Raw genomic sequence first — 20,617 nt, 5'->3', positions numbered from 1 at the left:
AAATCGATTTATCTCCCCTTTAAAAATGCGAAGTCGGTTCTATCTTTTTTAACTTCCCCTCCTCAAAAATTGATTATGATTATAAATAGCTTACCTGATGCTGGCAGGCTGTTGGTTGATATGTAAAAAATTGTTGCTTGGAGGATGTATATATGAATTTATTGGATGGTTTACAAAAAAAACTGGACGGTTACTTTAATAAAACAAGTGAAATCAACTATGTAAAAATATTTGATACTCCCAAAATATGGGGGCTTCCTTTTGGAAAAGAGATAATGCCACAGGCGGTTAAAAGAGCAGTGGAATTTGAAGAGGCTATTGTAAGCATTCTGGAAAACATGCGTTATCGCTGCGATATTTCCTCCTTGAATGCCCCGGATGCAGAGTGGAGAAAAGTTATCCTATCAGCTATTGATCGCGCATTTACCAAAAAAATAGACAGGAAGGACAGAACTCAAATAAGATTCTTATTCGCTCAAACACCGACATCTTTGTTAAACGGTGTGAATTCATACTTTGAAGGTACCCCTGAATATCTGGCATTGAAGAATGATATTATTAAATTAATTCAAGAAAGGAGAGATCATTGGGAGTGTATACCTGAAATATGGATTGGTCGGTTTTACAGGATAGTAGACGGACTTAAAGTATCATTAGAGAAGAAAGTGCTGCCAGAAGAAATGTTCCCAGAAGATGATACCAGAATGACATGGAATCATACAAAAATTATCGCAGTTGATGGAATTGAGTCATTTGTCGGGGGCCATAATTTAAATATGGATCTTTTTAAAAACTACCCTCCAGTTCATGATGTCTCTGTTAAAGTTATAGGAACGGCATCATTAAGCTCACAATTATTTTTAAATAACATGTGGGAGGCTGATACAGACCTCTTAACTAAAGAATTCTTTGATATAGATGAAAATCGATGGGTTAATGCAAATGGTATTGTGGGAAAGCCGGCAGATCCATTAAAAAAAGAGCACATTACTGAATATATAGACAGAAAAAAAGAAGAATGCCTAAAAAATCCACCCAAGGACCCAGAATATAAGAAAACAAGCAGGATATTATCCGTAGGTAAATATTGGTCTGGGCCTGATATGCGAACGGATTATAAAAAAGGCTCCGAAATAATGAAAGAGTTTATAATAAAGAATGCAAAGAAAAAAATCCGCATGTCCCAACAGGATCTTGTCAGTGCATGGAAAAAACAATGGCGAGATCATCATGTGTGCCGATGGTTGATCGAAGCATTACTTTCCAACCCCGAACTGGAAGTTCAAATTGTTGTATCGCCACTTGATGCAGCAGCAGGTGCGGCTGGTGATCAATATTCTTTTGGTTCTGGAGCCAAAAGAACGTTTGAAATATTTAAATACTATTTGACACATGATGAGCATACCGATGAGAAGCTGGAAGATCCGGATGGAATCAGGCAAGCCGCACTGAAAAGAATTGAGGTTGCCCCTTTTTTCTTTACAGACAAAGTACCTGAAGATCTTTTGATTGAAGGTACTACATACAGATGGCCAACCCCGGATGAAAATTCTTATACTGCTACGCTAAAAGAACCGTCTCTTTCTGAAAGACCTCCACAGATAGGTGCTATAGGACGCCCATTCCGATCCTTAATTAAAGCAAGTGGTCCGGTATATCCCAAAGTTCCCCCTGCTCCTGGGAATCATGCAAAAGTAACAATAATTGATGATGAACTCTACGTGGTTGGTTCTGATAATCTCTATCCGGGGTATCTTTCGGAGTTCAACTATCTTATTGAGGGAGAAGATGCGGTGAAAGCTTTCATAGAATCCTACTGGGAACCGTTGTGGAAATATTCAGGAATACATTCATTTAATTACAAAAATGTTTGATGTTAGTAACAAATGTACTGATATATTCCCGCCAACCGTTGGCGGGAATATCACTTGAAAAACATTAAGGAGATGACTTTTCAGAGTAGGAAACCAAATCAACGCGTTTTTCAGTAATAACCTGGAGGCCAGCAGGATATTGAACCTGATAAACCAGATACTGGCAACCGGATTACCCCTGTGAAAAAGACCAATTAGATTTTGGCTGTCGCCAAATATTTTGTCATTTCATCATCGGGCACCATACCACCGCCGGTTGCCCAAACCAAATGCGTAGCCTGTTTCATCTTTTCTGCTGAAAGGTTCTTATTGTTCAGGTAATCAAGGTTTCCACTCACACGAGCAGGACCCGCCATCCCAACTAACGCCGAAGGCTCTAACCGGATACCTTCATCACGATCCAGTAAACCCAACAGATTATACATTTCCTGATCTTGAACAGTATAAAATCCATCCAGCAAACGTTCCATAGCGCGCCCAACAAAGCCAGAAGCCCTGCCTACCGCAAGACCATCAGCAGCAGTGATATTGTCGATTCCGATATCCTGCACGCAAATATTGTCATGCAAACCAGTATATACCCCCAACAACATACTGGGAGAATGGGTCGGTTCAGCAAAAATGCAGTGCACATGATCACCAAAAGCCAGTTTCAATCCAAATGCAACACCACCAGGACCGCCACCGACACCACACGGCAAATAAACGAATAATGGGTGATCTTCATCAACCACAATATTCATCTGCTCAAACTGCGCCTTTACCCGTCCACCTGCGACAGAGTATCCCAGAAACAACGTTTGGGAGTTTTCATCGTCAATAAAGAAACAGTTAGGAGCAGATTCGGCTTCTTTACGCCCTCGGGCCACGGCTACCCCATAATCTAGCTCATGTTCCACGACATTGACCCCATGTGAACGTAGCTTTTGCTTCTTCCATTCACGAGCATCGGCAGACATATGCACGCTGACATTAAAGCCCAATTTTGCACTGACAATACCAATGGACAGCCCCAAATTGCCGGTAGAACCTACAGCAATGCTGTATTGATTAAAGAACTGTCTAAACTCTTCTGAAAACAGTTTGCTGTAATCATCGTTTTCAGAAAGCAACCCCGCCTGTAATGCCAATTTTTCCGCGTGAGTTAACACTTCATAAATTCCACCACGGGCTTTAATCGAACCGGAAATGGGCAAGTGGCTATCTTTTTTAAGCAAAATGCTCCCTGTGATACCCACACCATAATGTTGCTCCAGTGTTTTTTGCATCGTAGGTATAGCCACTATTTCTGATTCAATAATGCCATGTGTGACGGCGGTTTCCGGAAAAGCTTTACATAAATAAGACGCAAAACGATCCAAGCGTGCTTCAGCATCCTCAACATCATCAGCGCCCAAACCGACAAAAGGCAATCCCTCTTTCAAGGTGGTATTACAAGGGTTAAGCCAGAAGATTTCCTCTAATTCCATCAAATTTTTTACTAACGGATGTTCATTTAGTAATTGTTGAATTTCAGTACTTTTCATATATGTATTAACCCAAGATGAGTGTTTCCCTGGTATGTAAAAACAACTCTTGCTTTTTTGATTATTAGAATTTCTTATTATATTTACTGTAACTTCCTATAAATATCAGCACATCATACTTTATTTTTTATCTTCCCCTTATTTTGATCACTACGTTAATGTTTATCTTGTTTATTATTTTAGATATAAATCTGCCTATTTTATAGGCTTCCCTGGTATTGACACTCCGCACTTCTTATTATTATTTTTCAAGCTGAGCGGTTACTTCTTTCCATTACATAATGGTAGCCATTACACGATGGTAGAAAGAAGAAACGTCCCAGCCAACGCAACCACAGAGGCAATAAATGTTGCGGTTGTATAATACTTAAAAGTTTCACTGAGCGTTGTTCCGCAATATTGCCTAACCAACCAAAACAGTGAATCAGTCACAATAGTACAGCCGATAGCACCAGAACCAATAGCCAATGTAATGATTTCAAGGCTAATATCTGGATATAGCGGCAGCATAGGCGAAACAATCGCTGTTGCCCCCATCATTGCGACTGTTGCTGAACCAACCGCCGCATGCAAAATAATGGCAACCAACCAAGACAAAAGAATTGGGTGCATATCCAGATTCGACAAAATAACAGCCAATGTATCACTAAGGCCACTGACTTTTAAAATACTATTAAATGCTCCACCCGCGCCGATAATTAATAAAATATTGGCGATAGAAGAGAAACAATCTTCCGTTTTCGTCAACAGCGTACTCATTCCCATATTTTGCTTGATGCCCAAGGTGTAATAGGCAACAAACGCGGCAATGAACATGGCTGTAATAGGATTACCAATAAATTCCAGCACCGTATAAAACGTGGTACCTTTTTCCATATTTAATTCAGCAGCCGTTTTAAACAACATTAACCCAATTGGCAATAACACAGTAAACAATGTCATGCCTAAAGAGGGTAAATTCTCTTCTTTACGAACTGCAATTTCAGAAAATTCAGCCGGAACCGATTTAAAAGGCAGACGGCTACCGAGAAGTTTCTGAAATAATGGACCACCCACCAAAGCTGCAAACAGGCCAACTATCAGCCCATAAATAATCACCGAGCCAATATCCGCACCTAGTTTATTCGTCACATATAATGCAGCCGGGTGTGGAGGAACAATACAGTGAACCGCCATCAACGCTGTACATAATGGGATCGCTAATTTCAGCAGTGACGTATTGGTTTTCCTGGCAATAGAAAATGCCAGTGGAATTAACAATACCACCCCGACTTCGACAAACAGCGTAATACCACAAACCAGACCAATCAGTACCATAATGATATCAGGTGACAGCCATCGACATTTTTGCAATGTGATACCAATACGCTCTGCCGCGCCGGATATCTCCATCATCTTACCAAGAATGGTCCCCAGACCAATCACTACGGCTAAAAAACCTAACGTATCCCCGATTCCCCCTTGAATGGCGCTCACCATTTCAACAGGGTTCATTCCCATTAAAGCACCGACATAAAAACTGGCTAACAATAGAGCAAGAAAAGGGTGAATCTTTAATTTAATTATCGTAAATACAATTAACACAATACTTGTGAGTAACGTACCAATCACCCAAGGTTGTGAATCCACTTAATCATTCCCCACAGTTAACCTTTGTTCGTCACACGAATTTTCATTATTGAATATGAATATTCAATTTTTGACAAATGATTAATACATAGCCATGCATGAATCAGATTGAGCCAATTCAGTGATACCGATCAAAATTTTCACTTTATTTGCGATTTAAATCACTAAAACTATCTGAAACATACCGCCTTAATGATACGGTTATATTATCCGTCGTCGATGAACTAGAAACACGATAAATATGTACACAGATGATAATTTCATGGTTGTGAATAAGTTACTCAATGGAAGCCAGTTATCAAAGCTGCATACATTTGAGATAGCCGCTCGTCACGGCTCTTTTGTTCTGGCTGCTGACGAATTAGCTATCACTGCCAGTGCGGTCAGCCATCGAATCAGTTCTCTGGAACAAGAGTTAGGATTCAAACTGTTCCAACGTTTTCACAGAAAAATTGAATTAACTTGTGAAGGAAAGCGTTTATTTTGGACAATTAAATCAACGCTGGAACACCTAAATCAGGAAATTCTGGAAATAAAAAATCAAGAGTTATCGGGTAACCTGACTATTTACTCCCGCCCAACCTTTACTCAATGCTGGCTAGTGCCTAAATTAGCTGATTTTAATCAGCTATATCCATCCATTAACCTGAACATTTTAGTCGGTAATGAAAATGTGAATTTCCGCGGTTATGGTATCGATCTTGCGATCTATTTTGATGATATTATATCCAACGAATTATCACATCAATATCTGATGAGTGAGTATATTACCCCGGTCTGTAGCCCGCAGTATGCCGAACAACATAATCTAATGGGAAATATTGATAATTTACGATACTGCACACTATTGCATGATAAACAAGCATGGAGCTACGATTCTGATACCAAAGAGTGGAATACTTGGGCAGAACACTTTGACATGACACTGGAGCCATCACAAAAGTGTATTGTCTTTGATCGTTCCGATTTAGCTGCCGTGGCTGCAATACACCATGCAGGTGTTGCAATGGGAAGAAAAAATATGATTTGGGAAAAAATTGAAAACAATGAATTAGTCGCCCCCTTTCCCAACACTGAAGTATTATGTCAACAATATTACTATACCTGTACCCTGCCTCAACAACAGAATGAGAAAGTCAACGCCTTTATCCAATGGCTAAAATCAACTATAGATAAATAAAAATATAGCCAACCATTAACGGATATAACAAACCTGCTCTATTTTAAGTGGCGACAGTTAGTCGCCACAGAATCTAACAATGGATTCTACCGTACTTTCAATCCCATCATTTATTGGCTCTAGTAGTTTTTTCTATAATCACTATTTCTATCCTTAAAAATTCAGTAATAATGTAATTATTTGAAAATAACATCTAAATTTAATCAAAAAATATATACTAATGGTGTAAGTTATGATATTAGTCACAACTGCTAGTAAGCAAATCGTTTAAATGAGTTATAAAGTCGTTTATTTTAGAAGTATATAGAGTGTAATGAAATGCAAAAATTGTTATTAAGCTGTGGAGTTATCTTTTCTGTATCCGCGATAACTTTGCCTGCTCAAGCAGAACAACATACAGCCTCAATCGGATACGCCTATGTGAAACCACAAGATGTAAGCGCACTAAATGGCGCAACATTGAGTTACCGATATGAGCTTGATGATCAATGGGGGCTATTATCATCATTTACCTTTGCTAAAGGAGATGAAAAAGAGACAACAAAGGATTACCACTCAAAAGGTGATATTAAGTACTATTCCCTAATGGCGGGTCCGACCTATAGGATTAATAATTATATTAGCTTATATGGTCAACTGGGATTATCCAGGATTAATGCAAAATCTTCCACCCACTATAGACCTTCCCCTCGCTATAGTGATAGATATATTGAAAAGGAAGCAGTAAGCAAAAACACTTTAGGTTGGGGCGCGGGTTTTATTATCAACCCAACTACCAACACCTCAATTACTGCCGGTTATGAAGGTAGCCGTTTTAGTATTAAAGACGGAAATGAGAAAGATCATTTATCTACTAACGGTTTTAATATAACTGTCGGCTATCGTTTCTAATTTAATTAATGAGCAATGTATCATCACCGGGGTTGAATATTCCACAAAATTGACAATCTTGGTGATTTATCGAAATAATCTTAACTCAATTCTGCATGCCAGAAAGCCTGACCCTCACTTAAGAAAGCTTATCAACAATGAGTAGCCGCCGATAATTAACGCGTTTGATTGGCCTTAACTTGGTGGGTTGTCGGGGGCTCGAACCCCGGACCAATTGATTAAGAGTCAACTGCTCTGCCGACTGAGCTAACAACCCAATACAAGTAATTATTCCTCTACACAAAGCTGTCGTCAATATATTATGACTATTTTTTTCTAAAAGAATAATTCACATTCAATTCCAACAACATTGACAAGTTAAATTGCAACCAATTTGTTTTTAAAGTGAGATCAGACTGTTATTACTATAGTAATCTGTGTCACAATATTTTTCGCAAACATCATCATATATAAGGCCACTTAAAGAGCCGTAACAATTTACCTAAGAAAATATTGGATACTATATACTATGGCAGAAAATATACACACTTCACTTTCCGCTAAAACCGGGGAAACGCAGTTGCAACGTAATCTAAGCAACCGGCATATACAACTTATCGCTATTGGCGGCGCCATCGGCACGGGTCTGTTTATGGGATCAGGGAAAACAATCTCTCTCGCCGGACCATCGATCATATTCGTTTATATGATTATCGGTTTCATGCTGTTCTTCGTGATGCGCGCAATGGGTGAACTATTGCTTTCAAACCTGAATTATAAATCATTCAGTGATTTCTCCGCCGATTTGCTCGGGCCCTGGGCAGGTTTTTTCGTCGGCTGGACTTATTGGTTTTGTTGGGTCATTACCGGTATCGCCGATGTAGTCGCAATCACTTCCTATATCAGCTATTGGCAACCAGATTTTCCACAATGGCTTACTTCCCTACTCTGTGTTTCACTATTGCTCTCCCTGAATCTGGCTACAGTGAAATTATTCGGGGAAATGGAATTCTGGTTCGCGATGATAAAAATCGTTGCCATTATCGCTTTAATCGTGACAGGTGCTGTTCTGATTGGCATGCATTTTCAATCTCCAGCCGGTCATACCGCTTCACTGGCAAATATATGGAATGATGGTGGATTCTTTCCCAAAGGGTTAAGTGGATTTTTTGCCGGATTTCAGATAGCTATATTTGCCTTTGTGGGCATTGAATTAGTAGGCACAGCGGCCGCAGAAACTAAAGATCCAATGAAATCGCTGCCCAGAGCCATTAATGCCATCCCGATTCGTATTATCACCTTCTACGTGCTGGCGCTGATAATTATTATGTCAGTCACACCGTGGCGTTCAATCATCGCAGATAAAAGTCCTTTTGTTGAGCTGTTTGTTCTAATCGGTTTACCCGCTGCCGCCAGTATCGTGAACTTTGTGGTATTAACCTCCGCCGCCTCTTCAGCAAACAGTGGGGTTTTCTCCACCAGCCGCATGCTATTTGGATTAGCAAAAGAAGGCGACGCACCACGGCAATTCAGCCGCCTTTCACGCCGTTCCGTTCCTGCATCAGGGTTAATCTTCACCTGTTTATGTTTATCCTGTGGTGTAGTGCTGATTTATTTAATTCCTGATGTTATGCATGTATTTACCCTAGTCACTACCGTTTCAGCCATTCTATTTATGTTTATTTGGAGCATGATCCTGTGCTCATATTTGGTTTACCGAAAACGTCGCCCAGCATTACATAAGGCTTCAACCTATAAAATGCCATTGGGTGTTATCATGTCATGGGTCTGTCTGGCATTTTTTGCATTTGTTCTGATATTACTCACTTTACGGGATGATACCCGCCAAGCATTAATCATCACGCCTATCTGGTTTATGGTTTTAATTATCGGTTTTCAAGTTGTAAAAAAACGTAGAACACGTTTGTACAGTTAACTTATTCAAATCCTTAATATCTATATGACCTGTTGGAATAATACTCCACAGGTCTTTTCTATTGCTGCAAGCTGAAAAATTACTACTACACTTACAATCCAGTATTTTTTGAGTCACTTTAAGCCCATGATTCCAGACAAAACGCACACAATCGCATAACTATCGCATAACTATCGCAGGCGCTGCAACTGTTCTTCGGTGAGTTCTAGTCTGAATTTGTAGGCTTTTAGAATTACCATTATCATTCAGTGTGTCATAATTTATTTCCATGGACTATTCCATATTTAGTTAATTTCAATGCAAAAATATCAAATTAATCGCTGCGTTCCTTAATCTCCATAAACGTTATTATTAAATAATCATTTAAACCCATTCAGTCACGCAAAAACGTCATATCACGATCTTTATCGAATTCAAATATCCAAACGCTTTATTCTTGAATTGAATATATCTTTTGCCAAAAAAGCTATTGTTTTTTCAATATACAGTTGCTTGCTCATACTCATAATATTGATATCATTATATTATCAATATATATATTAAAATAGTGACCAAGTGGAAAATTCACTTTTTAATATTGACACAAAAACATCACCATTTAATAAGACCTTAACTTAAATCACATAAATATAATAATTTTCGATCTAATATCCCTCCAAATAAATGATATCGGTAATATCAAAATAAGAGGGCAGATCATGAAGGCATTAGTATTAGAAAAAGCAGGTCAGATTTCAATTCAAGACTGGGAAGCCTCCGAAATACTGGGTGAAAATGATGTTGAAATAAAAATTCACTCGGTGGGGATTTGCGGCAGCGATGTGCATTATTATCAATACGGGCGCATTGGGCCATTTGTTGTCGAAAAGCCGATGATCCTCGGGCACGAAGCATCAGGTGTCATCACAGCAGTAGGTAAAAACGTGACTCACTTAAAAATCGGTGATCGTGTCTGTATGGAACCTGGAATTCCTAATCTGCAATCACCACAATCACGGGCGGGTATTTATAACTTAGATCCAGAAATCCGTTTCTGGGCGACGCCCCCTATTGATGGTTGCTTACGTGAAAGGGTTATTCACCCGGCAGCATTTACGTTCAAATTACCTGATAATGTCAATTTTGCCGAAGGTGCAATGGTTGAACCATTAGCTATCGGTATGCAAGCAGCCACAAAAGCAGAAATTAAACCTGGAGATATCGCATTAGTTGTTGGTGCTGGCACGATCGGAATTGTTACCGCACTTGCTGCATTAGCCGGTGGTTGTTCTGATGTCATTATTTGTGATGTGTTCGATGAAAAACTAGAAATTGCAAAACAGTATCCAGGTCTTCACCCGGTTAATAACAAAGTACTTGCTGAGAAAGTGAATACCTTAACCGATGGTAATGGCGTCAATATTCTCTTTGAATGTAGTGGCGCAAAACCCGTCATTACCACTATTTCAGAGCACATTGCACCGGGTGGAATAGCTGTTCTGGTCGGTATGCCTATTGATCCAGCGCCATTTGATATTGTCTCTGCTCAAGCTAAAGAGATCACATTCAAAACTATTTTCCGCTACGCAAATATGTACCCTCGTACTATTCGTTTACTTAGCTCTGGCAAGCTCAAGGTAACTCCCCTATTATCCGCAACCTATAAATTTAAAGACAGCGTTCAGGCGTATGAACGAGCCGCGGAAGGTCACCCGACAGATATCAAAATTATGTTGGAAATGGAGTAATACATGGCGCTCTATGCTGGTATCGATTGCGGTACACAAAGTACTAAAGTCATTATTGTCGATAGCCAAAAAACGCATATTTTGGGTGAAGGCAGCTCGCCTCATCCAATAATTAGCGATTCAAACGGCCGTCGTGAACAACAGGCTCACTGGTGGACAGAGGCATTGGAAAGTGCCTTTTCTCAAGCGATCGAGCAAGCAGGAATTTCTGGTACAGAAATTGCCGCACTTGCCGTATCAGGTCAACAGCACGGTTTTGTTCCTCTGGATGCAAAAGGTCATGTTTTAGCACCGGTAAAACTCTGGTGTGATACTGAAACTGCGGTTGAAAATCAGGAAATTATTGATGCACTCGGTGGTACGCAAGCTGCTTTAGCACAACTCGGATTAATGCCGCAAACAGGTTATACCGCATCTAAAATTCTTTGGTTCAAAAAATACCATCCTGAGTTATGGGAAAAACTGAACGCCGTTTTATTACCTCATGATTATCTCAATTATTGGCTAACAGGCAGATTAGTTGCCGAATATGGTGATGCTTCAGGAACGGGATTATTGAATATTCGTAAACGCGAATGGGATAACCAAATTGCCCAATTCATTGATCAAGATGGCCGTCTTTGGAATGCACTGCCTGAATTGGTTTCCGCTGAGACCTGTATTGGCACAGTAAAGCCTGAAATAGCAAGAAGATTAAGGCTTTCACCGACAACCAAAGTTGCGTCTGGCGGGGGCGATAATATGATGGCTGCAATTGGAACGGGCAATATCGTTCCTGGCATCACGACCATGAGTTTAGGCACCTCTGGCACCCTATTCACTTACTCTGACAAACCAATTGTCGCTGATTCTGAAATGATCGCGGGTTTCTGTTCCTCTAATAATGGATGGTTACCATTGATTTGCACGATGAATGTGACTTCAGCCACAACCGCCATTCAAAAGCTGTTTAATATGGATATTCAGGCTTTTAATGACACATTGAACCAGAGTAAACCCGGTGCTAATGGTTTGATGATGCTACCGTTTTTTAATGGTGAACGTGTTCCACCGCTTCCCCACGCCAAAGCGAGTCTCCATAACCTGGATATTAGCAATATGAATCAACAAAATTTCATTTTGGCGGCAGTTGAAAGCGCCACCTACGGGCTACGTTTTGGTATTGAATTATTTCGCAAGCAAGGGATTGAAATTAATGAGATCCGTTTGACCGGCGGCGGCGCTCGCAGTAAAAAATGGCGGCAAATTGTGGCTGATGTCATGAATACGCCTGTTATTTGTGTCACTAACCAAGAAGCTGCCGCATTAGGTGCGGCTATTCAAGCTATGTGGTGTGATTCCTTGGCAGAAGAGAAAGATAAACAAGCGCGGCTCGCCCACCTTTGCCAATATTTTGTTCATCTTGATGAAGAAACCCGCACCGTTCCAACCCCCGAAACGGCCACATTATATGATGTGTTTTATCAAGATTATTTATCTCTGCTTACCACTGAATATCCCGAGGTGAAGATATGACGACATTGGTCGCCGATAATTCTCTTAATGAATGACTCAAAGTTACTGGCACCCAATAATTTTTCATGATGAAAAAACAAACCTCGCTATTTTAAACGAGGTTTGTCGGCAGTGTGGTGAAGGCGTTTCGCCTTCACGCTTTTTTACCTTTATTTCAATTTACTTTATTTCAACTCATTTATACCTGTCATCCTTCAAGTTGCCTCTTTGTTGGCTGCACTCACTCACCCCGGTCACATCGTTATCTATGCTCCCGGGGATTCGCTCCCTTGCCGCCGCGATGCATCTTGAAATCCATAAGGTATAGTCTTATATTGCGCCTCAGCATCAATAAAACGCTGTTGCGCTGCGCTGCTCGGCGCTTTACCCAACAGACTCACAATCACGATCGCAATAGAAGCTAAGATAAAGCCAGGAATAATTTCATACAACGCAAACCACTGGTATTTCATCCACACCAATACCGTGACGGCCCCTACCAACATCCCCACTAACGCGCCATTACGTGTCATACGTTTCCAGATAACAGAAATCAGTACGACCGGGCCGAACGCAGCACCAAATCCAGCCCATGCATTACTGACCAGAGCCAGTACTTTATTGTCCGGGTTGGTTGCTATCACCATCGCGATGACCGCCACCAGCAGCACCATGAAACGCCCCACCCACACTAACTCTTTCTGGCTGGCAGATTTACGGATAAAGGGTTTGTAAAGATCTTCCGTCAAAGCACTTGCACACACCAGCAACTGACAGCTTAAGGTACTCATCACCGCGGCCAGAATAGCAGAGAGTAAAATGCCCGCTATCCACGGATTAAACAGAATAACCGCCAATTCCATAAAGATACGCTCACGGTTGGCTGTGACCGGGCCAGACAGTTCAGGATGTATTTCAAAATAAGCAATACCAAAGAAACCGACAGCAATAGTGCCTGCCAAACATAACACCATCCAGGTCATACTGATACGACGAGCCTTGCGGATAGTGTGATGGGAGTCTGCCGCCATAAAACGCGCCAGAATATGTGGCTGACCAAAATAACCTAACCCCCAACCCAACAGCGAGATAATGGCAACAAAGTTCAACCCTTTAAACATATCCATATAAGCCGGGCTTTTTGCTGCTATCAGAGCCAGAGAGGTATCAATGCCACCCACGGAGAAAATAACGATGACCGGCGTCAAGATAAGCGCAAAGATCATTAATGAGGCCTGAACCGTATCAGTCCAACTGACCGCCAAGAAGCCGCCAAGGAAAGTATAGGCAATTGTTGCCGCGGCACCGAGCCACATGGCCTTCTGATAACTGATACCAAACGTACTTTCAAATAACAATCCTCCGGCAACCACGCCAGAAGCACAATAGATGGTGAAGAAGATCAGAATAACCAGTGCAGAAATAATACGTAGAATTTTGCTACTATCCTCAAAACGACCGGTGAAATAATCCGGCAATGTTAGCGCATTATTATTGACTTCCGTCTGGATACGTAGCCTGCCTGCCACCAATTTCCAGTTCAGGTAAGCACCTAAAGCAAGACCAATGGCTATCCAGCTTTCTGAAATCCCCGCAAAATAGACTACGCCAGGTAAGCCCATTAATAACCAGCCACTCATATCCGAAGCACCGGCAGACAAAGCCGTTACCACGCTACCTAATCGCCTTCCTCCCAAGATATAGTCATCAAAATTTTTGGTTGAACGATAAGCCAAAAAACCTATCAACAACATTCCAGTAATGTAGACAATAAAGGTGATTAGCATTGGTGTATTTACTGTCATGCAAGTTCTCCATAGTGTTATCTGTGTTTTGCAAATCCGCAGTTCTCCCGGGTACACAGAGTTTTCCCTGTCAGGTTCAGGAACGTTGCACCTGATTGCACCTAAAGATGGACCATAATTCTAAATTGAAATAATTATTTTTGTAACCAATTAGAAAGTTACAGTGAATCCTAGATTAGCATCAGGTAATTTAACAACTAATTAACGCCATTTTTTACAAAAAACGTTTACTGAATCACATTTATTTGATTTAAAAATTATACTTTTTAACCATTTTAGGGTTATACGCCTACATGAGCCACAAAATGTTAAACCAATATATATCAATCAAATAAAGTCACAAAAATAAATATATCCACCTAATTATAATAACTAGATTAATTTCACAAAAATAAAACAAGCGATTCTCATAAGGTTGCACAAAGTTGCAACATGTCAGATATTATCATGCAATTTTAGATAAACCTTACCTATTAAGGAGCAAGGATGGGTAGTACAACAATGGGCGTGAAGCTTGATGAAGCAACGCGCGATCGCATTAAAGCTGCGGCACAACGGATTGACCGCACTCCACATTGGCTAATTAAACAAGCTATTTTTAATTATCTTGAACGTCTTGAAAACAATGAACAGATCGCTGAACTCTCTGCTAGTCAGGATATTAAAGAAGAGAAGATAATCGCAGAAGAAACGGTAACAGATTCGTCTCATCAACCTTTCCTCGACTTCGCGGAACATATCCTGCCTCAATCAGTAAAACGTTCCGCAATTACTGCCGCCTATCGCCTGCCAGAAACACAGGCCGTTCCCATGCTGCTACAACAGGCGCAATTGCCAGAAGATCAGGCACAAGCGACTCATAAGCTGGCTTACAGCATTGCAGAAAAATTGCGTAACCAGAAAAACAGCATGGGTCGTTCAGGTCTGGTTCAAGGGTTATTGCAGGAATTCTCGCTTTCATCTCAGGAAGGCGTTGCGCTAATGTGTCTTGCGGAAGCCCTGCTCCGTATTCCTGATAAAGCCACTCGCGACGCGCTGATCCGCGACAAAATCAGTAACGGCAACTGGCATTCTCACCTAGGCCAAAGTTCGTCCATGTTTGTCAATGCAGCAACCTGGGGGCTACTGTTTACCGGCAAACTGGTTTCTACCCACAACGAAGCCAAACTCTCCAATTCACTGAATCGCATTATCAGTAAGAGCGGCGAACCATTAGTGCGTAAAGGCGTAGATATGGCAATGCGCCTGATGGGTGAACAGTTTGTGACCGGAGAAACCATCGCCCAAGCGCTGGCAAGTGCACGTAAGCTGGAAGAAAAAGGGTTCCGTTACTCCTACGACATGCTAGGTGAAGCCGCTTTAACTGAGGAAGATGCTCAGAATTATATGGTTTCCTACCAACAAGCCATTCATGCTATCGGGAAAGCATCTAACGGCCGCGGCATTTATGAAGGGCCTGGAATTTCCATTAAGCTTTCTGCCCTGCACCCGCGTTATAGCCGTGCTCAATATGAACGCGTCATGAATGAGCTATATCCACGCCTGCTTTCTCTGACATTACAAGCTCGCCAATATGATATTGGTATCAATATTGATGCCGAAGAAGCAGATCGCTTGGAAATTTCTCTCGATCTGTTGGAAAAGCTCTGTTTTGAACCGCAACTGGCTGGCTGGAATGGCATTGGTTTCGTTATTCAGGCTTATCAGAAGCGCTGCCCCTTTGTTATCGATACAGTTATTGACTTAGCACAGCGCAGCCGCCGTCGGCTGATGGTGCGACTGGTAAAAGGCGCTTACTGGGATAGTGAAATTAAACGTGCTCAAATCGACGGGCTGGAAGGTTATCCAGTTTACACCCGCAAAGTTTATACTGACGTTTCTTATCTGGCTTGCGCCCGCAAACTGTTGTCAGTACCTAATCTGGTTTATCCTCAGTTCGCTACCCATAACGCCCATACTTTAGCTGCTGTTTATCATATGGCGGGCCAAAACTATTATCCCGGTCAATATGAATTTCAGTGTCTGCATGGCATGGGAGAACCATTATATGAACAAGTGGTCGGGAAAATCGCTGATGGTAAATTAAACCGCCCATGCCGTATTTATGCGCCAGTAGGCACTCACGAAACGTTGTTGGCCTATCTGGTCCGCCGTCTGTTGGAGAATGGCGCTAACACCTCCTTCGTCAACCGTATCGCCGATACCACATTACCACTGGATGAACTGGTTGCCGATCCGGTGAAAAAGGTTCAGAAACTGGCCGAAACCGAAGGTCAAATCGGTCTTCCACATCCGAAAATTCCTCTGCCTCACAATCTGTATGGCAAAGATCGCGCAAACTCAGCCGGTCTGGATCTTGCCAACGAACATCGTCTGGCATCTCTTTCCAGTGCGCTATTAAGTTCTGCTACCGAAGAACGGTATAGCGAGCCACTACTGGGCGGCAATTATCACCATCAAGATGAGTTACCAGCCGCTAAACCGGTTATTAACCCGGCGACACCTTCGGATATTGTCGGCCATGTTCGTGAAACAACTGAACAAGAAGTCGGTCATGCGCTGGATGTCGCAACAGAAGCTGGCGCAATCTGGTTTGCGACGCCACCATCAGAACGGGCCGCTATTCTGGTTCGTGCGGCGGAATTGATGGAAAACCAGATGCAACCGCTATTGGGTATTTTGGTTCGGGAAGCTGGCAAAACCTTAAATAATGCGATTGCTGAGGTACGCGAAGCGGTCGATTTCCTCCATTATTACGCAGGACAGGTTCGCCATGATTTCGCTAATGATACGCATCGCCCACTGGGGCCAGTTGTCTGTATCAGCCCGTGGAACTTCCCATTAGCCATTTTTACCGGACAGATAGCGGCTGCATTGGCTGCCGGTAACAGCGTATTAGCAAAACCTGCGGAACAGACCCCATTAATTGCGGCAACAGCGGTCAAAATACTGCATCAAGCAGGTATTCCCCACGACGCATTGCAATTATTACCCGGCCGAGGTGAAACCATTGGTTCTCTTCTGGTGGGTGATGAGAGAGTACGAGGCGTGATGTTTACTGGCTCCACTGAAGTGGCCGGCCTATTACAACGTAATATTGCCGGACGACTTGATGCACAAGGGCGCCCAACCCCTCTGGTTGCCGAAACTGGTGGTCTGAACGCCATGATTGTCGACTCTTCCGCACTGACAGAACAAGTTGTTACTGATGTGGTCGCCTCTGCTTTTGACAGTGCAGGTCAACGTTGCTCTGCCTTGCGTATCCTTTGTATTCAAGATGATGTAGCAGAACGCACCATTACTATGCTGAAAGGCGCCATGTCTGAATGCCGGATGGGTAATCCTGAGCGCCTGTCTACCGATATCGGCCCGGTCATTGATGCGGAAGCCAAAGCTGGCATTGATCGTCATATTCAAGCAATGCGTACCAAAGGGCGCACGATTTATCAGGCAGCACAAGATAATGTGGTTGACAACCAAGAGTGGGATCAAGGCACCTTTGTTAAACCGACACTAATTGAACTAGAAAGCTTTGATGAATTTAAGCAGGAGATTTTCGGGCCGGTTCTGCATGTTGTCCGTTTTAAACGTAATGAACTGGATAAATTGCTGGATCAAATTAATAGTTCCAACTATGGCCTGACTCTGGGTGTCCATACTCGTATTGACGAAACGATTGCACAAGTTACCGCTAAAGCGAAAGTCGGTAATCTGTATGTTAACCGCAACATGGTAGGCGCTGTTGTTGGCGTACAGCCATTCGGTGGTGAAGGCTTGTCTGGTACCGGACCGAAAGCAGGCGGCCCACTCTATTTGTACCGTCTACTCTCTTGCCGTCCTCAAAATGCGATCAACCAAACGTTGGAACGTCAAGATGCTGAATATCCATTGGATGCCAATGCCCGTTCAGCGCTAATGGCTCCCTTTGATGCACTAACAGAATGGGCAGCCAATCAGCACAACGAAGAGCTAAATCAGTTAGTTCAACAATATAAATTGCTGGCACAAGGTGGCACCACCCGCCTGTTGCCTGGGCCGACGGGCGAACGCAATACTTACACCTTGTTACCTCGTGGTCAGGTGCTGTGTCTGGCGGATAATCAACAAGATACATTCATTCAACTGGCAGCAACACTGTCTGTAGGCTGTCAATTGCTATGGCAAAATGATGAACTACATCAGAAACTGTTTTGTCAATTGCCAGATAGCGTCCGTAAATCAATTAATTTGGTTCAGGACTGGCAGAGTGAAGATACGGCATTCGAAGCGGTTATTTACCACGGCGACTCTGATCAACTGCGTCAAGTTTGCGAACAAGTCGCTCAACGTAAAGGCGTTATCATTTCCGTACAAGGTTTTGCCCGTGGAGAAACTAATCTGCTGTTAGAGCGTCTGTTACATGAACGTTCACTGAGCATTAATACCGCAGCGGCGGGAGGTAACGCCAGTCTGATGACTATCGGTTAATTTCGGTTATAGCTAAGGGGAACACATCAAAAATGTGTTCCCCAAGAGTCTTAGCTTAATCACTGGTTGTTTGCCCACGGTTCATTATTGTTTCAGATATTCCTTTAGCCATATTCCTTTAGCCATATAGTATTCATCTGTCAGTTCACCATTTATAAACAGTGAGCCAGTTCTGATGCCAGAAAAAATAAAGCCTGATGACAAATACCGCTTTATTGCCAATGTGTTTTTTATTGCAACGGTTAACTCAAGTCTGCTAATGCCATTTTTCCGTGACCAATCTTGCGCTTTGTCGAGTAGAACTCTCGCTATGCCTTTGTTTCTATACCTTATGGATTTCGAATGATGTTGGGATAATTAATGTTGAGACGGCTAAAAAAATAATAAGGTAAAATAAATTGGCACCTATTGTGATATTTAAAAAACTTCCCACATCACTTCTGTAATTTTAAGCAAATGAAATAATAGAAAAAATCCCGTAACAAATAGGTAATTTGCCCAACGTATAAATTCTTCCACACACCCTGATGGGCGATTAAACCGGATTAATGAAGAAAATGAGTTGCATTATTATTCATAATGAAAGAAACGAACCTCGTTATTTTTAACGTGGTTTGTCCGCGGTCCAAAGGGAACACATCAAACATGTGTTCCCCCAAAATTAATCATCTCTTTGCTGTTTATATTTCCAGCTTAGTGACCGCCCTGTTGCCAGCTCAAATACTGTTCATACTTGCGCAAAGCAATGTTGTAGTTACTGAATGCCGACTGTGACAGCTTTTCACTCAGTTTTTCCTGAATTTTCTCTGTTGTGAACTCTTTTACAGGGTAATTGCTTGAAGTGAGCAATTCATCCAAACGTCGTAAACGAACCACATACTCACGAACAGTACTATGACTCATTTCAGTCTGTTCAAACAGGTACTGTTTGAACGACATGATGTCAAAATAATCTGTCTCGCTATTGCAATAAATCTCACTGCAAAAACGACATAACGCGACAAATTTATCTTGCAGCTCATCCCAGGTCTTGTCATCAATCAACTCCGTCATCTCGGAGATGGACTCTTTGTTGATCACTTGGCCATTAAAAACCAAAGAGATACGGTCAAGAGCCTTGTGACAATGCAAGCAATGAGTTTGACTATGTTTGTAGTCTTTAATGTAACGGCTGAGCGGCCGTTTCTTTTGTGTTGTAACAGACATAAGAGATAAGCCCTGTGTGTAGTCTTAAACAAAAAACAAAATAAGCAAAAAAGTTACTTTTCCGGATTTAAGCGTGCCCGCAAGCGTTTAATCGCCTGGCTGTGTAGCTGACTTATACGGGACTCCCCGACTTCAAGTACTGCGCCAATCTCTTTCAGATTAAGTTCTTCCTGATAATACAGCGTCAGAACCATTTTTTCTCGCTCAGGTAACGAATCGATAGCCTCAATTACCCGTTGACGAACGTCACTCTCCAGCAATTGTTGTAAGGGATTAGTTTCATGCCCTTCTTCAATGACAGGTTCACAGCTTTCACCATGAATTTCATGCCATTCGTCATACGAAAACAACTGACTGTTATTCGTATCTAACAGTATCTGCCGATATTCTATCAGATCAATCTTTAATTCTTTAGCAACTTCCTGCTCACTGGCTGGACGGCCTAAGTCTTGCTCAAGTTTACGGATGATGTGCGTCACTTCGCGCGCATTACGACGCACGCTACGCGGAGCCCAATCGCGGCTCCTTAACTCATCCAACATTGCACCTCTGATGCGTTGTACCGCATAAGTGGTAAACGCGGTTCCTTGTAAGGAATCAAAACGTTCCACCGCATTTAGTAAGCCGATTCCCCCGGCCTGAAGTAGATCATCCAGCTCCACACACGCGGGTAACCTAACTTGTAGCCTTAACGCTTCATGGCGAACTAATGGTACGTAGCGCTTCCAGAGGCTGTTTTTGTCCATCACGCCTTCGGCGGTATACAAATCGCTCACAACAACAGACACCTTTGGAAAAAGAGACTAACCATCATTATCCAATCCCCTAACAAGGGCAATCGTTTGAACAATGTAGTAAAAACACTTCTTTTTCACCTATGCGAAATTTATTGTCTGCCTAATA

14 protein-coding genes and 1 tRNA gene are annotated in these 20,617 nt (G+C 42.1%); 7 read left to right on the top strand and 8 right to left on the bottom strand.

Going from position 1 to position 20,617, the window contains the following annotated elements:
* Positions 1 to 152: 152 nt before the first annotated feature.
* Entirely contained in the window at positions 153 to 1,874 is a 1,722-nt protein-coding gene (locus tag CKY02_RS15670; RefSeq protein ID WP_112896009.1) for a phospholipase D-like domain-containing protein, read from the top strand.
* Between the two features lie 194 nt (positions 1,875 to 2,068).
* Here the strand turns inward: CKY02_RS15670 and CKY02_RS15665 are convergent, their stop codons facing one another.
* Both CKY02_RS15665 and dsdX read right to left on the bottom strand, forming a co-directional pair.
* Positions 2,069 to 3,400, bottom strand: coding sequence for a D-serine ammonia-lyase (locus tag CKY02_RS15665; RefSeq protein WP_112896008.1), 1,332 nt, complete (start codon positions 3,398 to 3,400; stop codon positions 2,069 to 2,071).
* Positions 3,401 to 3,691: 291 nt separating this feature from the next.
* Entirely contained in the window at positions 3,692 to 5,029 is a 1,338-nt protein-coding gene (gene dsdX, locus CKY02_RS15660; protein WP_112896007.1) for a D-serine transporter DsdX, read from the bottom strand.
* Positions 5,030 to 5,270: 241 nt separating this feature from the next.
* Between dsdX and dsdC the strand changes: the two genes are divergently transcribed.
* Positions 5,271 to 6,209, top strand: coding sequence for a DNA-binding transcriptional regulator DsdC (dsdC, locus tag CKY02_RS15655; protein WP_112896006.1), 939 nt, complete (start codon positions 5,271 to 5,273; stop codon positions 6,207 to 6,209).
* A gap of 318 nt (positions 6,210 to 6,527) precedes the next feature.
* Positions 6,528 to 7,100: an Ail/Lom family outer membrane beta-barrel protein gene (locus CKY02_RS15650; protein WP_112896005.1), complete on the top strand. Its 573-nt coding sequence runs from the start codon at positions 6,528 to 6,530 to the stop codon at positions 7,098 to 7,100.
* Positions 7,101 to 7,280: 180 nt separating this feature from the next.
* On the opposite strand, the gene CKY02_RS15645 is transcribed toward CKY02_RS15650, so the two are convergent.
* Positions 7,281 to 7,356: transfer RNA gene (locus CKY02_RS15645), tRNA-Lys, on the bottom strand.
* A 252-nt stretch (positions 7,357 to 7,608) separates the two neighbouring features.
* Between CKY02_RS15645 and cycA the strand changes: the two genes are divergently transcribed.
* Positions 7,609 to 9,015 (top strand): D-serine/D-alanine/glycine transporter, encoded by a 1,407-nt coding sequence (cycA, locus tag CKY02_RS15640; RefSeq protein ID WP_112896004.1) that lies wholly within the window; start codon positions 7,609 to 7,611, stop codon positions 9,013 to 9,015.
* A gap of 170 nt (positions 9,016 to 9,185) precedes the next feature.
* Here cycA and CKY02_RS26745 read toward each other — a convergent pair whose 3' ends face one another.
* Entirely contained in the window at positions 9,186 to 9,254 is a 69-nt protein-coding gene (locus CKY02_RS26745) for a helix-turn-helix domain-containing protein (protein ID WP_420899235.1), read from the bottom strand.
* 459 nt (positions 9,255 to 9,713) lie between these two features.
* Between CKY02_RS26745 and CKY02_RS15630 the strand changes: the two genes are divergently transcribed.
* Together CKY02_RS15630 and xylB are read left to right on the top strand one after the other, a co-directional pair.
* Positions 9,714 to 10,742, top strand: coding sequence for an NAD(P)-dependent alcohol dehydrogenase (locus CKY02_RS15630; RefSeq protein ID WP_112896003.1), 1,029 nt, complete (start codon positions 9,714 to 9,716; stop codon positions 10,740 to 10,742).
* A 3-nt stretch (positions 10,743 to 10,745) separates the two neighbouring features.
* On the top strand, positions 10,746 to 12,257 hold the full coding sequence (gene xylB, locus CKY02_RS15625) for a xylulokinase (protein ID WP_112896002.1): 1,512 nt from the start codon (positions 10,746 to 10,748) through the stop codon (positions 12,255 to 12,257).
* Between the two features lie 245 nt (positions 12,258 to 12,502).
* On the opposite strand, the gene putP is transcribed toward xylB, so the two are convergent.
* Positions 12,503 to 14,041 carry a sodium/proline symporter PutP gene (gene putP, locus CKY02_RS15620; RefSeq protein ID WP_112896001.1) on the bottom strand — a complete coding sequence of 513 codons (1,539 nt, stop codon included), beginning with the start codon at positions 14,039 to 14,041 and terminating at the stop codon, positions 12,503 to 12,505.
* A gap of 486 nt (positions 14,042 to 14,527) precedes the next feature.
* Between putP and putA the strand changes: the two genes are divergently transcribed.
* The gene (gene putA, locus CKY02_RS15615; RefSeq protein WP_112896000.1) at positions 14,528 to 18,508 is read left to right on the top strand and encodes a trifunctional transcriptional regulator/proline dehydrogenase/L-glutamate gamma-semialdehyde dehydrogenase; all 3,981 of its coding nucleotides are present in this window, start codon (positions 14,528 to 14,530) and stop codon (positions 18,506 to 18,508) included.
* A gap of 84 nt (positions 18,509 to 18,592) precedes the next feature.
* Here the strand turns inward: putA and CKY02_RS26740 are convergent, their stop codons facing one another.
* The 3 genes from CKY02_RS26740 to CKY02_RS15600 form a co-directional block, all read right to left on the bottom strand.
* Positions 18,593 to 18,841 (bottom strand): GNAT family N-acetyltransferase, encoded by a 249-nt coding sequence (locus CKY02_RS26740; RefSeq protein ID WP_112895999.1) that lies wholly within the window; start codon positions 18,839 to 18,841, stop codon positions 18,593 to 18,595.
* A 360-nt stretch (positions 18,842 to 19,201) separates the two neighbouring features.
* On the bottom strand, positions 19,202 to 19,714 hold the full coding sequence (gene fliZ / locus CKY02_RS15605; protein WP_011146218.1) for a flagella biosynthesis regulatory protein FliZ: 513 nt from the start codon (positions 19,712 to 19,714) through the stop codon (positions 19,202 to 19,204).
* Between the two features lie 53 nt (positions 19,715 to 19,767).
* Positions 19,768 to 20,490 carry an RNA polymerase sigma factor FliA gene (locus CKY02_RS15600; protein WP_112896022.1) on the bottom strand — a complete coding sequence of 241 codons (723 nt, stop codon included), beginning with the start codon at positions 20,488 to 20,490 and terminating at the stop codon, positions 19,768 to 19,770.
* Between the last annotated feature and the right edge of the window lie 127 nt (positions 20,491 to 20,617).

The organism is Photorhabdus bodei (genome assembly GCF_003287735.1).
GTDB classification, from domain to species: Bacteria; Pseudomonadota; Gammaproteobacteria; order Enterobacterales; family Enterobacteriaceae; genus Photorhabdus; species Photorhabdus kayaii.
The sequence above is the reverse complement of the archived record's forward strand: the minus strand, read 5'-3'. Positions and strand labels throughout refer to the sequence as shown.

Coding starts and splice junctions, on each gene's coding strand:
- xylB (WP_112896002.1), top strand. CDS start 10,746: ATGGCGCTCTATGCTGGTATCGATTGCGGTACACAAAGTACTAAAGTC.
- putP (WP_112896001.1), bottom strand. CDS start 14,041: ATGACAGTAAATACACCAATGCTAATCACCTTTATTGTCTACATTACT.
- dsdC (WP_112896006.1), top strand. CDS start 5,271: ATGTACACAGATGATAATTTCATGGTTGTGAATAAGTTACTCAATGGA.
- CKY02_RS15665 (WP_112896008.1), bottom strand. CDS start 3,400: ATGAAAAGTACTGAAATTCAACAATTACTAAATGAACATCCGTTAGTA.
- CKY02_RS15670 (WP_112896009.1), top strand. CDS start 153: ATGAATTTATTGGATGGTTTACAAAAAAAACTGGACGGTTACTTTAAT.
- CKY02_RS15630 (WP_112896003.1), top strand. CDS start 9,714: ATGAAGGCATTAGTATTAGAAAAAGCAGGTCAGATTTCAATTCAAGAC.
- CKY02_RS15650 (WP_112896005.1), top strand. CDS start 6,528: ATGCAAAAATTGTTATTAAGCTGTGGAGTTATCTTTTCTGTATCCGCG.
- cycA (WP_112896004.1), top strand. CDS start 7,609: ATGGCAGAAAATATACACACTTCACTTTCCGCTAAAACCGGGGAAACG.
- fliZ (WP_011146218.1), bottom strand. CDS start 19,714: ATGTCTGTTACAACACAAAAGAAACGGCCGCTCAGCCGTTACATTAAA.
- putA (WP_112896000.1), top strand. CDS start 14,528: ATGGGTAGTACAACAATGGGCGTGAAGCTTGATGAAGCAACGCGCGAT.